Annotated in this window: 11 protein-coding genes; 5 read left to right on the forward strand and 6 right to left on the reverse strand. The window is 41.6% G+C overall.

From position 1 onward, the window contains the following. The first annotated feature begins 35 nt into the window (after positions 1-35). From BVH04_RS10385 to BVH04_RS10400, 4 genes are all read left to right on the forward strand, one after another. Positions 36-2,828 (forward strand): 2-oxoglutarate dehydrogenase E1 component, encoded by a 2,793-nt coding sequence (locus BVH04_RS10385; protein ID WP_086541405.1) that lies wholly within the window; start codon positions 36-38, stop codon positions 2,826-2,828. An 87-nt stretch (positions 2,829-2,915) separates the two neighbouring features. Beyond that, entirely contained in the window at positions 2,916-4,466 is a 1,551-nt protein-coding gene (odhB, locus tag BVH04_RS10390; RefSeq protein WP_086541406.1) for a 2-oxoglutarate dehydrogenase complex dihydrolipoyllysine-residue succinyltransferase, read from the forward strand. 99 nt (positions 4,467-4,565) lie between these two features. Next, a complete protein-coding gene (lpdA, locus tag BVH04_RS10395) occupies positions 4,566-5,963 on the forward strand; it encodes a dihydrolipoyl dehydrogenase (RefSeq protein WP_086541407.1) in 1,398 nt (465 codons plus the stop codon). 84 nt (positions 5,964-6,047) lie between these two features. Next, a complete protein-coding gene (locus BVH04_RS10400) occupies positions 6,048-6,821 on the forward strand; it encodes a Rossmann-like and DUF2520 domain-containing protein (RefSeq protein WP_086541408.1) in 774 nt (257 codons plus the stop codon). Here BVH04_RS10400 and BVH04_RS10405 read toward each other — a convergent pair whose 3' ends face one another. The 6 genes from BVH04_RS10405 to BVH04_RS10430 form a co-directional block, all read right to left on the reverse strand. Continuing rightward, positions 6,822-7,676 carry a pirin family protein gene (locus BVH04_RS10405; RefSeq protein ID WP_086541409.1) on the reverse strand — a complete coding sequence of 285 codons (855 nt, stop codon included), beginning with the start codon at positions 7,674-7,676 and terminating at the stop codon, positions 6,822-6,824. A gap of 66 nt (positions 7,677-7,742) precedes the next feature. Further along, entirely contained in the window at positions 7,743-9,281 is a 1,539-nt protein-coding gene (locus BVH04_RS10410; protein WP_086541410.1) for a bifunctional GNAT family N-acetyltransferase/carbon-nitrogen hydrolase family protein, read from the reverse strand. Positions 9,282-9,341: 60 nt separating this feature from the next. Further along, the gene (locus BVH04_RS10415) at positions 9,342-10,640 is read right to left on the reverse strand and encodes a Zn-dependent hydrolase (RefSeq protein ID WP_086541501.1); all 1,299 of its coding nucleotides are present in this window, start codon (positions 10,638-10,640) and stop codon (positions 9,342-9,344) included. Between the two features lie 112 nt (positions 10,641-10,752). Beyond that, complete coding sequence (locus BVH04_RS10420; RefSeq protein ID WP_086541411.1) at positions 10,753-11,754, reverse strand: acyl-ACP desaturase; 1,002 nt, start codon at positions 11,752-11,754, stop codon at positions 10,753-10,755. Between the two features lie 321 nt (positions 11,755-12,075). Continuing rightward, positions 12,076-12,960, reverse strand: a complete 885-nt coding sequence (locus BVH04_RS10425) for an SMP-30/gluconolactonase/LRE family protein (RefSeq protein WP_086541412.1) — start codon at positions 12,958-12,960, stop codon at positions 12,076-12,078. Between the two features lies 1 nt (position 12,961). After that, a complete protein-coding gene (locus BVH04_RS10430) occupies positions 12,962-14,689 on the reverse strand; it encodes a hypothetical protein (protein ID WP_086541413.1) in 1,728 nt (575 codons plus the stop codon). Between the two features lie 171 nt (positions 14,690-14,860). Between BVH04_RS10430 and BVH04_RS10435 the strand changes: the two genes are divergently transcribed. After that, a complete protein-coding gene (locus BVH04_RS10435) occupies positions 14,861-16,117 on the forward strand; it encodes a dipeptidase (protein WP_169714409.1) in 1,257 nt (418 codons plus the stop codon). Positions 16,118-16,151: the final 34 nt, after the last annotated feature.

Below are 16,151 nucleotides of genomic sequence, written 5' to 3' on the forward strand. Positions count from 1 at the left end.
GGCCTTAGCTTTGAATTCTTCTTTAAGAATAAAATATGGATAAGTTTTCTTATATCGCTAACGCTCACGTATCCTACATCGATGAGCTGTACTCTTCTTACAAGATTGACCCAGAATCAATCGACCAAAGCTGGAAAGAGTTTTTTGATGGCTTTGACTTTGCACTTACCACCTACGGTGACGAAGATAATACAGCATCTTCGAATGGAAATTCTGCAGCTCCTGCAAAAAATGGTGCTCTAGCCACTCCAGGGACCATTATGGACATGGAGCAGTTGCCGAAAGAAATTAAAGTAAGGGCACTGATTCATGCATACAGGTCACGTGCTCACTTGAGATCCAAGACCAATCCGGTAAGGGAACGTAAAGACAGAAAAGCATTAATCGACCCGCAGGATTTCGGTTTAGGACAAGAGGACATGAATACTGAGTTCCAAGCTGGGAAAGAGATTGGAATTGGAACTGCCAAATTTTCTAAGATTTTAGATTCTCTGAAGACCATTTACGAAGGTTCGATGGGTTTTGAATACTTATATATTCGTGATCCAGAGATGCTGGATTGGTTTAAGACTAAAGTCGAAAAGGAAGCTTTAGCTTTCAACCCAACCCACGAAGAGAAGAAAAGAATACTTTCGAAGCTGAACCAAGCGGTAGTCTTCGAAAACTTTTTACACACCAAATACCTAGGACAAAAGCGCTTTTCACTAGAAGGAGGGGAAAGCACTATTCCGTTTTTGGATGCTGTGATCAATACCTCATCTCAATTGGGAGTGAAAGAAGTTATGATTGGCATGGCTCACAGAGGTCGTTTGAACGTGTTGGCAAACATTATGGGCAAAACCTACGAACAGATTTTCTCTGAATTCGAAGGAACTGCAAAGCCGGATTTGACAATGGGTGATGGCGACGTGAAGTATCACATGGGTTATGCAAGTGATATCATTACACATTCTGAAAACAAAGTTCATTTGAAGCTTGCCCCTAATCCATCTCACTTGGAAGCGGTGGATCCAGTGGTAGAAGGTTTCCTTCGTGCCAAAATCGATTCTGAATACAAAGGAGATTTCAAAAAAGCACTTCCTATTTTGATTCATGGTGATGCTGCAGTAGCTGGACAAGGTATCGTCTATGAAGTGACTCAGATGGAAGATCTGAAAGGATATAACACTGGTGGCACCATCCACTTTGTGATCAATAACCAAGTTGGTTTTACCACTGATTTTGATGATGCCCGTTCTTCTATTTACTGCACGGATATTGCCAAAATTATCGATGCGCCAGTAATTCACGTGAATGGGGATAATGCTGAGTCTGTTGTTTTCGCAGCCAAACTTGCTTCCGAATTCAGACAGAAGTTCAGCCGTGATATTTTTGTGGATATGGTCTGCTACAGACGTCATGGACATAACGAGTCCGATGAACCAAAATTCACTCAGCCAGAACTTTATAATATTATTTCTAAGCACCCTAATCCAAGAGAAATCTACGTGAAGCATTTGGCTGACCGTGGTGATATCGAGGCTCAGTTGGCTTCGCAAATGGATGAGGAATTCAGACAATTGCTTCAGGACCGTTTGAATCTGGTAAAAGAAAAGCCGCTTCCTTATCAGGCTACGCGCTTTGAAGAAGAATGGGGCAGCTTGAGGCGATCCAAGCCGGAAGATTTTGATCAGTCACCAAAAACTGGGATTAGCCAAGAGTTGATCGAAAAAGTAGCTGAAGCACTTACCGTGATTCCCAAAGGATTCAAACCACTAAAGCAGATAGAAGCGCAGCTGAAGCAGCGTAAGGAAATGTTCTTTCAGTCAAAAAGTTTGAACTGGGCAGCTGCGGAATTGCTTGCTTATGGTTCTTTGACTTTGGAGGGGAAAACAGTTCGATTGACAGGACAAGATGTGCAAAGAGGTACATTCTCTCATAGGCATGCGGTGCTTCATGATGCCAATACAAATAAAGCCTACAATTCTATAAAGGAGATGAAGGACAGAAGAGGAGATTTTTATATCTATAATTCCCTTCTTTCTGAATACGCTGTACTAGGTTTTGAATATGGCTACGCCATGGCAAATCCAAATGCATTAACGATTTGGGAGGCTCAATTTGGTGATTTCGCTAATGGTGCGCAGGTCATGATTGATCAGTTCATCACTTCCGGAGAAACAAAATGGCAGAAAATGAACGGATTGGTTATGCTTCTTCCTCATGGCTACGAAGGCCAGGGGCCAGAGCATTCCAATGCTCGCCCAGAAAGATTTCTTCAGCTATCTGCCGAATACAACACAATAGTAGCAAACGTAACTGAACCCTCTAACTTCTTCCATTTGTTGAGAAGACAATTGGCTTGGGAATTCAGAAAACCTTGTATCGTCATGTCACCTAAGTCTCTTTTGAGACATCCAAAAGTTGTTTCTCCACTTTCAGAATTTACCGAAGGTTCTTTCAGAGAAGTGCTTCCGGATACTACGGTAAATGCAAAAGATGTGAAGCGAGTGGTGCTTTGCTCAGGTAAGATCTATTACGATCTTGATGAAGCGAGAGAAAAAGAAAAAGTAAAGGACGTAGCTATCGTTAGAATCGAACAACTTCACCCACTTCCAAAAAAGCAAATGCTGGAAGTTTTGGCTGGTTATCCAGAAGCTGAGCTTGTTTGGGTTCAGGAAGAACCGTCTAACATGGGCTATTGGAACTATATTCTAAGACTGCTTTACAAGGAATTGCCAATGGAGATAATTGCCCGAAAAGCCAGTGCTTCTCCTGCCACAGGTTATAATAAAGTCCACGTGGAAGAGCAAAAAAATATTGTAGCTCAAGCACTTAAATTGAAATAATCACAGCTCTTTTCACAAAGACATCCAAAATAATCGTATCATTTTGTTCCTCTCTTTTTTACTAGAAAGAGAAAAAAAGAAAAACTTATGAGCAAAGAAATCAAAGTCCCTGCTGTAGGAGAATCCATCACGGAAGTTACCATCGGCCAATGGTTTAAAAAAGATGGAGATGAGGTTCAGATGGACGAAGTCCTATGTGAACTGGAATCCGACAAAGCTACTTTTGAGTTGCCGGCAGAAGCTGCGGGCGTACTTAGAATCAAAGCCCAAGAAGGAGATGTGTTGGAAATCGGTGCTGTGATCTGTGAAATTGACGAAGCTGGTACTCCAGGTAAATCTGAGCCAGCTGCTGATGCTCCAAAGGCTGAAGAGAAATCTTCTGAAGCGAAAGCATCAAAAGCAACGGAATCAAAATCAACCGGAGAAGTGAAAGAAATGGTGGTTCCTACGGTAGGAGAGTCCATCACCGAAGTCACCTTGGCCAATTGGCTTAAAAGTGATGGAGATTATGTGAAGTTGGATGAGATTATCGCTGAGGTAGATTCTGATAAAGCCACTTTTGAATTGCCAGCTGAGGCATCAGGAATTCTTCGCCATGTGGCGCAGGAAGGTGATGTGCTTGAGATTGGTGGGATGATTTGTAAAATTGAAGTGACGGAAGGCGAACCAGTTGCGGCTTCTACCTCTGAGGAATCATCTTCTTCATCAGCATCCCCTTCTGAGTCAGGAAATACAAACTATGCTACTGGACATGCTTCTCCAGCGGCGTCCAAGATTTTGGCTGAAAAAGGAGTTTCTCCAGAAGCAGTTAAAGGAACTGGTAAAGATGGTAGAATTACCAAAGAAGATGCTCAATCGGCTCAAAAGCCAGCTCCTGCATCTGCGAAATCTGAAAGTAAGGAAACTGAGTCATCAGCACCTGCTCCAGTTGCTGGTTCTAGAAATGAGCGCAGAGAGAAAATGTCTTCTTTGAGAAAAACAGTAGCAAGAAGATTGGTTTCTGTGAAAAATGAGACAGCAATGCTCACCACATTCAATGAGGTGAACATGAAGCCAATCATGGATTTGAGATCCAAATTCAAAGAGCAATTCAAAGAAAAGCATGGTGTAGGACTTGGATTCATGTCCTTCTTCACCAAAGCTGTTTGCGTAGCGCTCCAAGAGTGGCCTTCTGTAAATGCTAAAATCGATGGAAACGAAATGGTTTTCAATGATTTTTGCGATATCTCTATTGCTGTATCTGCTCCAAAAGGTTTGGTGGTTCCAGTAATTAGAAATGCTGAAACTCTTAGCTTTGATCAGATAGAAAAGGAAGTAGTAAGACTAGCCGGAAAGGCCAGAGACAATAAACTTTCTATCGAGGAAATGACCGGTGGTACGTTCACCTTGACTAATGGTGGAATCTTCGGTTCCATGATGTCCACTCCGATAATCAATGCTCCTCAATCTGCGATCCTAGGTATGCACAATATCGTGCAGCGTCCAATGGCCGTGAATGGTGAGGTAGTAATACTTCCGATGATGTACTTGGCGCTTTCTTACGATCATAGAATCATCGATGGACGCGAGTCAGTAAGCTTCTTGGTTCGGGTGAAAGAATTGCTTGAAGATCCGACAAGATTGTTGTTTGGAGTTTAAGGATTTACGATTTACGGGGGGCTGAGTGACTTTAGCCCTGTTTTTAACTAGTTAGACCAAGTCTTGTTTCTTGTGTCTTGCATCTAAATTCTAAATAAAATGTACGACGTCATAGTTATTGGTTCTGGTCCAGGTGGATATGTAGCAGCGATTCGCTGTGCACAACTTGGTCTCAAAACCGCCATTATTGAAAAATACCCTACGCTTGGAGGTACTTGCCTGAATGTAGGCTGTATTCCTTCCAAAGCACTTTTGGATTCATCTGAGCATTATCATAATGCTGCTCACACTTTCGAGACTCACGGAATCAAACTGAGCAATTTGAAAGTAGATCTGAAGCAAATGATCATTAGAAAGGATGATGTAGTGAAGCAGAATACGGATGGGATCAATTACTTGATGAAAAAGAACAAGATCGATGTTCTTCAAGGAATAGGTTCTTTCGTAGATAAGACCACTGTGAAAGTTACTAAGGACGATGGCTCTACTTCAGATATTCAAAGTAAGAATATCATTATCGCTACTGGTTCGAAGCCAGCTACTTTACCTTTCATCAAGATTGACAAAGACAGAGTGATCACTTCTACTGAGATCTTGAACTTGAAGGAGATCCCAAAGCACTTGGTAATAATCGGTGGCGGAGTAATTGGTCTGGAACTAGGCTCTGTATATGGTAGAATGGGCTCGAAAGTATCCGTGATCGAATACATGGATTCTTTGATTCCTACCATGGATCGCACGATGGGCAAAGAACTGCAGAAGTCCTTGAAGAAAATCGGCTTTGAATTCTACCTGAAGCATAAAGTGATAGGAGTAGAAAGCAAAGGCAAGGAAGTCACTGTCAAAGCTGAAAATACTAAAGGAGAAACCATTGAATTGAAGGGCGATTATGTCCTAGTTTCTATCGGTAGAAGACCTTATACGGAGGGCTTGAATGCTGAAGCTGCTGGCGTAAAGATCACCGAAAAAGGGCAGATCGAAGTGAATGACCATTTACAAACTTCTGTTCCGAATATCTATGCAATAGGTGATGTGGTGAAAGGCGCTATGCTTGCTCACAAAGCTGAAGAGGAAGGCGTTTTTGTGGCAGAAACTATTTTGGGACAAAAGCCACATATCAATTACAACCTGATTCCAGGTGTAGTTTATACTTGGCCGGAAGTTGCGGCTGTCGGATATACCGAAGAGCAACTGAAGGAAAAAGGAGTGAAGTATAAGACTGGTAAATTCCCGTTCATAGCTTCAGGTCGTGCGAGAGCTTCCATGGATACCGATGGATTGGTGAAAGTCTTGGCAGATGCTGAGACAGACGAAATTCTAGGTGTGCACATGATCGGCCCTAGAACGGCGGACATGATCGCTGAAGCGGTAGTTGCGATGGAGTTCAGGGCATCTGCTGAAGATATAGCAAGAATGTCTCATGCGCACCCGACTTATACTGAAGCTTTCAAGGAAGCTTGTTTGGCTGCTACAGACAATAGAGCGTTACACATTTAAGTTTAAAGATATATTTTGAGAAGGAGCCATTTGGATAGATCCGAATGGTTTTTTCTTTTTGGAGAAAAATAGTGTACTTCCACCATGAAGTTTAAAATTGCCATTCTGGGTGCTGGGAATGTTGCTTGGCACTTGGCTCCAGCTTTGGAAGATGCTGGGCATGTCATCACCGAGGTATATGCCAGGACGCTGAAAAGTGCTGGGAATATCACGGATCGAGTTTATGCTGGTGAGCCAAAAGATGATCTGGACTTCTCTGCCAGCGAGGCTGAGATTTTTATTTTGGCAGTCAAAGATTCTGCCATTCCCGAAATAGCAGATGAAGTCATTCTTCCAGAGAATAGTATTCTGGTACACACATCAGGCACTGTCCCATTGGATATTTTGAATTATAGCTCAGCTTCCTACACAGGGATTTTCTATCCTTTACAGTCTTTTACAGTAGGTAGAAAAATTGAATTTGACGAGGTCCCGTTTTTGTTAGAATCTGATGATGAGGAGACTTTGCAAAAGCTAAAAAAGCTTTCTAAAAGTTTATCTCCTCTGACTTACACGGTGCGGTCTAAGGATAGAAAAGCAATGCATATTGCCGCAGTATTTGCAAGTAATTTCTCCAATCACATGATTCGAATAGCTGAAGAAGTGATGAGAAGACAGGGGTTGGACTTCGAAATGCTGAAGCCGCTGATTATTGAGACCATTTCCAAAAGCCTACAATTAGGAGCAAAGGCAGCTCAAACCGGTCCAGCAATTCGGGAGGATTACGAAACCCTGGAAGAACATCATCGATTTTTAAATTACAACGAGGGAATTGCTGAAATCTACCGACTGATCTCACAGGATATTATTGACAGCTGATTAGTGAGTCCAAGTGCCGAATTTTCCTGCTTGATAGTCATCGTAAGCTTCGCGAATCTGCTCCTGAGTATTCATCACGAAAGGGCCTTGAGCGACCATAGGTTCATTGAAAGGCAATGCATGACCTAAGATCAAAATAGCATCTTCATTGGCTTCCACGTTGATTGCTCCAGCATGATTTTCAAATTCTACCAGATTTCTAAAATTTACCTCTTCACCATTTACTGTAAGCCCACCTCTCACGATATAGAAGAATATGTTTTCATCCTTAGGAATTGACTTTTCGAAATTCCCTCCTTTTTCTAAGTAAATCGTACTCAGTGTAATCGGGAAATTGCCTTCAAAAGCGCCTTCGGTTTCGTTCCATTTTCCGAAAAGCTGCTGGACTTTTACTTTCCCTCCATCCAATTCGAAAGTTGGGATTTCCGCCTTCTGAAGTCCTTTATAGTTCGGAGCGATCATTTTTTTGTCTGCTGGCAAATTCAGCCAAAGCTGAAGAATTTCCAGATCTCCACCATCTTTCTTGAAATCGGTACTACTAACCTCTGAGTGGATCAGTCCACTTCCAGCCGTCATGTATTGAACTCCTCCTTGGCAGATCACAGACTCATGGCCTGATGAATCCATGTGGACTATGTCACCGGCGGTAATGAATGTCACGGTCTCCATTCCACGATGGGGATGCGGGCCAAATGGCAAACCTCGATTCTGCGCTGGATATGTTTGAAAACCGTGGTGGTTTAGAAAAATGAATGGGTCCAAGTGGTCTAAAGATCGAGTCGGCATAGGACTATAGGTGACCAAATCGGCAATTGGTCTATATTCCGCTTTATGTATTTTCTTAATTGATCTCATTAAGTTTTCAATTGATGTATATACATGTAATGGTTTTGAGTGGAATATGATTCACCTACTTTGAAATTATTTTGGAATATCTTTTAGTCTAAGTTCGAACAAGTCAGTTCGTCGATCTTTCAGGTTTCTAACACTTCCAAATTGATTTAACTCTCGTAATAATGAAAGATCAACATCTGCGATCAGAGTCATCTCATTGTTTGGTGTGGCTTCAGCTTTGATTCCATTACTAGGGAACGGGAAATCGCATGGAGTGATTACCATAGATTGAGCGTACTGCATGTCCATGTTGTGAACCTTAGGTAGATTGCCCACGCTACCAGCCATAGCGACATAGCATTCGTTTTCTATAGCTCTTGCCATCGCACAATTTCGGACTCGGGAATAGCCGTTTTGTGTATCAGTCAAGAATGGAATGAACAGAATATCCATTCCCTGATCAGCTAAGATCCTGCTCAGTTCAGGGAATTCAGCATCATAGCATATCAAAATCCCGATTTTGCCGCAGTCGGTATCAAATGATTTGAGCGTGTTGCCACCTTGCATTCCCCACACCTTGGCTTCCAATGGCGAAATATGCAGCTTCTCGTACGATTCAATAGAGCCATCTCTCTTACATAGGTAACCAACATTGTACAACTTGTCATTTTTGATCTTCGGCATGGAGCCTGTGATGATGTTGATGTTATAAGAGACAGATAGCTGTCCAAAGCGCTTGACGATCTCATCAGTATATTTTGCCAATCCGCGCACGGCTTGTGCTTCACTCAGGTGATTGAATTCTGCCATCAGCGGTGCATTGAATAGCTCTGGGAAAAGCGCAAAATCTGAACGGTAACCCGAGACAGCATCGATAAAATACTCAGCTTGCTGCATCAGTTCATCCAAGTTGTCATACAAGCGCATTTGCCATTGGATCAATCCCAGACGTACTATTGTCTTGTTTGTTGATGCTTTCTTGTTTGGCTTTTCGTAGAAAATATTATTCCACTCCAGCAATACAGCAAACTCACTCGATGCAGAATCTCCTTCCAAATAGTTCTTCATGATTCGAGCTGGGTGGAAATCATTTGCGAGTTGGAAATTTAAAACTGGATCGTAAATCTCTTTGAGTTTTACTTTTTCCAAGTATTCCTTTGGCCCCATCTTATCCGCATACTTGTGGTAATTAGGAATTCGTCCACCAAATACAATTCCTTTCAGATTCAGCTTTTCACAAAGTTCTTTGCGATAATCGTATAATCTCCGTCCCAATCTCAACCCGCGAAATTCCGGCTTGATAAAGACATCAATACCGTAAAGCATGTCGCCAAAATTGTTGTGATTATCAAATGTGAAGTCTGTCGTGATGTCTTTATACGTATGCTCTCCTTCTAGTTCTGCATCACTTACTACGATGGAAAGCGCACATCCTGCCAGCTGATCATTTATACGAATCACCACCTGTCCTTCGGGGAATTTAGTGATCAAACTTTCGATTTGACTTTCTTTCCAATAAGAGCCAGGCATACTTCTGTATGCTTCGATCATTGCTGACTTTAGATCCTTGTAGTCGGACAGCTGTAGGTAGGATAATGATATATTTTCTGCTTGAGTATTGTCCATTGGTAAAGTTCTTTGATAGCTAGTTTTTCAGGTTCCTAGCTTTTAATATATTTTTTGGGACTACGGTAATTCTTTGTCCAGCGTCAAAATGGTTTGTAGCAGAACATTTGCTCCGTGGGCAATGTCTTCAGGACTGGAATATTCTTCTGGTGAATGGCTAATACCTCCTTTGCTAGGGATGAATATCATTCCGATTGGAGCTAGCCTAGCCATTTCTTGAGCATCATGCCCAGCTCCGCTTGGCAAATACATGCTAGAAAGCCCCAGTTGTTTTGCCGAGCTTTCAATTACTTTTTGAATCATAGGATCTGCCAAAGCTGGTGTACTGGCTACTTCCTGATGAGTAATGCTTAATTCAGTTTGACTGTCTTTTGCCAGTTGTCTTGCCTTTGATTCTATCTCACGATAAATAGACCAGATTTTCTCTGATGAAAGGTCACGAAGCTCCAAATTCAGCGTAACCTCTCCAGGTATCACGTTGCCAGCTCCGGGAAATGCTTCAATTTTCCCCACCGTTCCGACCTGAGCCCCGTCATGAGAATTCACAATCTCATTTACGGCCAAGATAAATCTCGCAGCGGGTAGCATAGGATCTTTTCGCATATTCATAGGAGTGGTTCCGGCGTGATTTGCTTTTCCTTTGAAACGGAATTGCCACCATTCTATAGCCACAATACCTTCTACCACTCCAATTTGTATTCCTTCCCGTTCTAAATTTCCGCCTTGCTCTATATGCAACTCAAGAAAAGCTGCCAGCGCACCCTTTTCTCTCCTTACTTCTTTGATACGGTCTGGGTTCCCACCCACCGCTTTGATGCCTTCTGACTGACTCAATCCACTACTGCTCTTCATAGTGAGGGCTTCTTCTGAGAGCTGACCTGCAAGAGCTCGACTTCCTACCACTCCTCCTTCTTCGTTGGTGAAGAAAATAATTTCTAAAGGATGCCGTGTAATTGTCTTGCTTTCGATCAAAGACTGGATAACTTCGATGGCTCCCATCGATCCAACTGGGCCGTCGTAATCGCCGCCATTTGGAACCTCATCTATGTGGGATCCGAATGCAATTGGTCTTAACTCGGGATTGGAGCCAGCTTTTTTGCCAATAATATTTCCAGCAAAATCAACGGAAACATCTAAACCAAGATCTTTTAATTGCTGAATGAGAAACTTACGAGCTGCTATATCATGACTGCTATAGGCTACACGGTCTGAGCCTCCTGCTTCATTTTTGCCATATTTAGCCAGTTCTTGAATATTATCGGAAAGCCTGCTTTGATTGACACGAAGGTCGCTTAGTTGCTGTCCTCTTGATTGCAAAGTACATGTAAAAAGCAAGTAGAGAAGAAAGTGATATTTCATGGTTTTGGGTTTGAAAAAGGTTGCGCGGCGCATCATTAGTTAGCTATAGTGCGCATTCAAGCAAAAAATCCTTTCCGCTAGGGAAAGGATTTGAAATGATTTTAATATCAAATTATTTAAGCCAGGCAAGTTTTACTTCCTCCGGGGCTTTCATCCTATCTGCCAACCTCATGTATCTATCGGCCAGTTTCACTAGATAATCCTGAGCTTTTGAGGCTACATCATTCAATCCTGTTAAGCTTTCTATTTTCCAAAGATCAACTAAGTGCTCAATTATTCTAGCATAATCCCAGCCTGTGTAGATACCTACTTTCTGCGTGATCGCAGAGAACTCAGTAAATAAAGAAGGGTTTGAACCGCCTTCACCCATCAGTACCGCCGGCATTACAATCTGTTTTCTCATTAATTTTTCAAAAGCAAGGATTGCTCCATTTGGATCGATGTCGAATATGGCCGACATAAAGCTTTTATAAGCTTTTTCGTGTCTAGCTTCGTCTCCAGCTATTTGCTTACAGATTCTTCCTAAAACAGGATCTCCAGCAATATCTGCTAATTTACCTGTATTTACGTGTGAAACTTTAGTAGCTCGTTCCTGAAATGATGTATAAACAATAGCTTGATAAGGATCACCGCCGGTATTTGGGTCAAAGCCATTCATCAGCAATCTGTGAATTGTTTGTTCCACAGCTTTCATATCCACCCTGCCAGTCATGTAAAGGTATTTATTAAGAAGATCACCATGACGATTTTCCTCAGCAGTCCAGGATTTGGACCATCTAACCCACCCTGAAGGTGAGAGCAGACTTCTTTCTGGATTGATTCCTTCCAAAAGGTTGAAATAGGTCTGATAACTTGGAAGAGCTTCCTCTGTAATCATATTTCCCACTAAGGAAGTTAATATCGTATCAGGAATCCCCTCTGATCTCTGCTGAAGTAACTTAATTTCCTCATGAATATTAGGATCCCCAAAATCAGGAAGGAAGTCAGAAGGTTGCCAGCATTTATCTGGATCAACCAGAATATTATCCACAGCTTCGCCTACAAGGCTATCCAATTGAGAGATAACCTCTATGTTTTTTTCTAGTTCGTAATTTATTTCTCCTGATTTCATCATGGATAAATTTAGGTCCGAATTACAAATAACTCGGTACGGTTTTGACTTAGGACAAATTTACTCACAAATGGACAAATTACTGATAGAAAGTACCTATCAATGATTTAAGATTCCATAAGTGGCCACCTTCCAGTGGATTAGCTGAGAAAAACATGAAAATATAGAGTGATTTTTCATATTTTTTCTCTTTGCAGTCATTAAAGCACGATATTTCTGCTTATCACCTGCTCTTTAATATAAGGAAATTTAAGTGCTCTCGGTTCACTAAACAAAAAAAAAGCCTCCGAAAGAAGGCTTTAAATGAAATTGAAATTAAGGGAATTAATAGTCCAGTTTGTAGGCCACTACTTTGTTTTTGAAGAAAGTTGGGACTAATACAATGTTATCTCCTGGGATGAAACCAATGTCAGCTGTATTCGATTCAGCATCTTTTGTATCCAAAAGGAGTGTTTCACCTTGCTCATTCACAAAGTAAATCTCACCAGCCCATCTAGAAGCGATGTAATTGCCATCTCCCAAAATCACCAGCCCATCACCACCAGTGACAGTTTTATTAAGGATCATGGAAGTTCCATCTGTATGCAGCATTTTCAGACCAGACTTATCCAAGCCATAAAGCATTCCGTCTTCTGCAACAGCAATACCATTGATTGATTCATGTCCTTCGGTGACTGTCGAGATTTTGCCAGCATCTAGCATGTGAACTTTTCCTGTGTTCATATCGGTGAAATACACTTTTCCGTCATTCGTAGCAAGATCATTTAAAAAACCTGCACCTTCCACAGGGTACCTTTTACTGATTTTTCCTGACTCTAGATTTACTTCTACGAGCTGATCAATATCAGTTACATAAAAGTTGCCATTGGCAATACCCATTCCTTTAGGAGCATCAAGGCCTGTTACCCATTCCTGAGTTACAATATTACCTTCTTTGTCAAGGATGGAAATTGATCCCTTTCCATCCTTTCCTCTTGGATCTCCTTCGATATTAGATACATAGATCTTACCAGAAGCTTCATCAAAAAGTACAGACTCGTTCGTAGTTAGCGTGGTGTCTGTTTCCCATAGTTTAGTAAGGGTAGGAGTTTTCACATCTTCGACTACTTCTATTTCAGTAGTTTCTTCTGTTTTGGGGGAAGAACAGTTTGCGAATAGGAATGCGCTTGATAGGCCAATAAGGCCAAATTTAAGTTTTGATAAATTCATATTAGTTTTTAATTAGTGTCCAGTTGTATTGATTAAATCCTGCGGGAGCTGTTTTCTTTAGCCTATCTCCAATTTCTTCCAGATAGAGTGTGTTGTATCTAAGTCTGGAAATATAGTTGGGTAGAGTGGGGTCACCATTCCAGCAATGTTCTGCACGGTCGCCGTATGCGACAGTTCCATCATAATAGGGGTTTTGTGTTTCTTCCAAAAATTGCTCAGTCAAATAAACAGCATTGTTTAAGTAATAATTATCCATGTCGCCACAGAAGATGTTGATTTTCCCTTCCAGTTTTGAACCCAGAGTTTCCCAGTCCCGCTCCATGATATAGCGAAGGTCGTAATTCTCCTTCCAATAAAAAGCAACCTCGGGATCGATTTCTCCGGAATATTTATCCCAGATTGGTTTTGGATAGCCGTCCTTACCTGTAGGAGAATACACTGCCTGCCAGATATCAAATTGATCTCCAGACCTACTTTTACTGCCTCCAATAGCCAATTCTCGATGATTCATGTCTTTTACCATAGCCGAAATATGCCCTAGATAATCTCTGTGACCAGGTCGGAGAGTCTTTCGAAACTCCCCCTCTTGATAATAGGCATTTTCATCTTCATAGATATTGACGGAAGTAAAGGCTCTGAAGTCTATCGGATCGGGACAGGCGGCAAAGCAACCATTGTATTCATCTGGATAAAATACCTGCACCGCCAAAGCTTCCCAGCCTCCTGTGGATCCACCATAAAGAAAGCGAGACCAACCTTCACCTATTCCACGGAATTTCTCCTCGATGTTAGGTATTAGCTCATAAGTAATTGCATCACCATAAGGGCCTAGATTGGCAGAATTTACAGCGTAGCTATCATCGTAATAGGGATTTGCATGTTGGATTTCGATAATGATAAAGCGTTGAAAATCAGGTGATGTCCACTTCTGATAAAAGTCATAAGCTTCCTGTTGTTGGATTTTTTCATATCCATAGATCCCGAATCTTGCGCTGTAATCGTCATCGGATAGATCAGGATCTGGCGGAATTGTTCTGAATCCGGAAAAATCAGAAGGAAAGTGACCATGGAATATCATCAATGGATAATACTGATTTGGGTTTTCATCAAAGCCCTCAGGGAGTAAAATATTTGCACCTAGGTACATATCCCTTCCCCAGAATTTTGAGAGCATTTCCGATTTGAATTTGATATGTTTGATATATTTAGTGTCTTCAGGCTGATTGAATTCCGGGATACTATTTTCTACAGTCAAACTTAAATCATTGCCTTTTTTCCAATTTACAAGGATTGGTTTGCTGTAGATGTTTTTTGGAGCTTGAGCCCATTGTCGGCCTTCACCTTGATCCATTGGAAGCTTTACCGTATGTCCATCAGCTCGTGTAAATGTGTCATGTTTTTGGATAAATGCCTGGACATAATACTTGCCTTCTTCCATTGCAGCAAGGCTTTCGACTGGGTATCCAAAGCTGGTGGTATCAAATAGAATAGGTTTACCTGCTTCATAATTTTCAAAATCCATCCCAAAAACTTGGTTGGTGCCCACATTATCATTGATGCCAAAGCGTGGTTCGGACGTACTATCTCGTGAGAAAATCAGCAGTACTCTACCATCTTTCACTTCAGCTTCTAGCGATTTGTCTATTACAATTTCAACGGTAGAATCACTGGAAGTAGTGCATGCCCAGCTACATAGTATCACTAGTGCTAAATAGAAAATTTGTTTCATGTTGGGTGGTTTTGTATTGGAATTTACATATTATCCAATGATTATTAGGTGCTAAGGCTTTTAAATACTTTGCATGTGCTTGGGTATTTTGTGAAAAATGCCTTTGGTGGATTAATGGGAGTTCAATTAGAAAATCCACTTATCTTACGGTTTAATCTAACACATCAACTCATGAGAAAATTTTTGAATCTAGCTTTTTTGGCAACTATGGCCTTCGCCTGTTCACCTAATGAACAAGAAACAACTGTTGATTACACTACACTTTCTGACGAAGAGCGATTAGAAGTTGCAAAGGAAATCGCACATGAGACTATCATAGTAGACGGACACGTGGACTTACCTTACCGTATGAAAGTAGGAGGGTTTACACTTCAGCGTGAAATACTGGATGTCTCCGTACGTACTCCAGACGGTAATTTTGATTTTCCCCGTGCCAAGGAGGGAGGGCTAGATGCTCCATTTATGTCCATTTATATTCCCGCTGGGCTTCAGCAGACACCAGGTTCTTCAAAGGCTTTAGCAGATTCTTTGATACTGATGACAGAGCGATTGGCAGAGACTTTCCCTGACAAGTTTGCTATGGCCTACAGTCCAGCTGAAGTAGAAACCAACTTTTCCGCAGGCAAAATCTCCTTACCGATGGGGATGGAAAATGGATCGGCACTTGAAGACGACATCTCAAATGTTGCCTATTTCCATGAACGCGGTATTCGTTATATCACGCTTACTCACGGCAAAGCAAACCTTATTGGGGATAGTAGTTATGATACGGTGAGGCTGTATAATGGATTGAGTGAGTATGGAGAGCAGGTTGTTGCGGAGATGAACCGAGTGGGAATAATGGTTGACTTATCACACGTTTCGGATGATACATTCAAGGATGCTTTGGCTCTTACGAAAGTACCTGTGATAGCATCTCACTCTTCTGTTAGGGCATTTACTCCGGATTTTGAAAGAAATATGAGTGACGAGCTCATTCAGGCTATGGCTAAGAATGGCGGAGTCATGATGATCAATTTCGGAGGATCTTTTATTGATTCAGCTTATGCTGCAGGTACTGATAAAGCCCGGGAGCATCTGATCAATTATATGGCGGAGAATAAGTTGAGTCAAGGGGATTCTTCATTCAAAGTTTATGCATCCGAATATATGGCTGCAAATAATCCGTTTCCATCTGTCAAGCGAGTTGCAGATCATATTGATCATGTGAAAAACTTGGTTGGGATCGATTATATAGGTTTGGGTTCTGATTTCGATGGAGTAGGAGATTCCTTGCCGACTGGCTTAAAGGATGTTTCCATGTATCCAAATTTGATTGCGGAGCTATTGAAAAGGGGTTACACTAGAGAGGAGATCGAGATGATCTGTTATAACAATGTATTTAGAGTTTGGAAAGCAGTTGAGGATTATGCAGCTAACCAAAAGTAATTGACTCGGGAAACTCTAAAAGCAAGCCCTGTTT

Origin of the sequence: Algoriphagus antarcticus (assembly GCF_002150685.1) — a bacterium.
Taxonomy (GTDB): Bacteria; Bacteroidota; Bacteroidia; order Cytophagales; family Cyclobacteriaceae; genus Algoriphagus; species Algoriphagus antarcticus.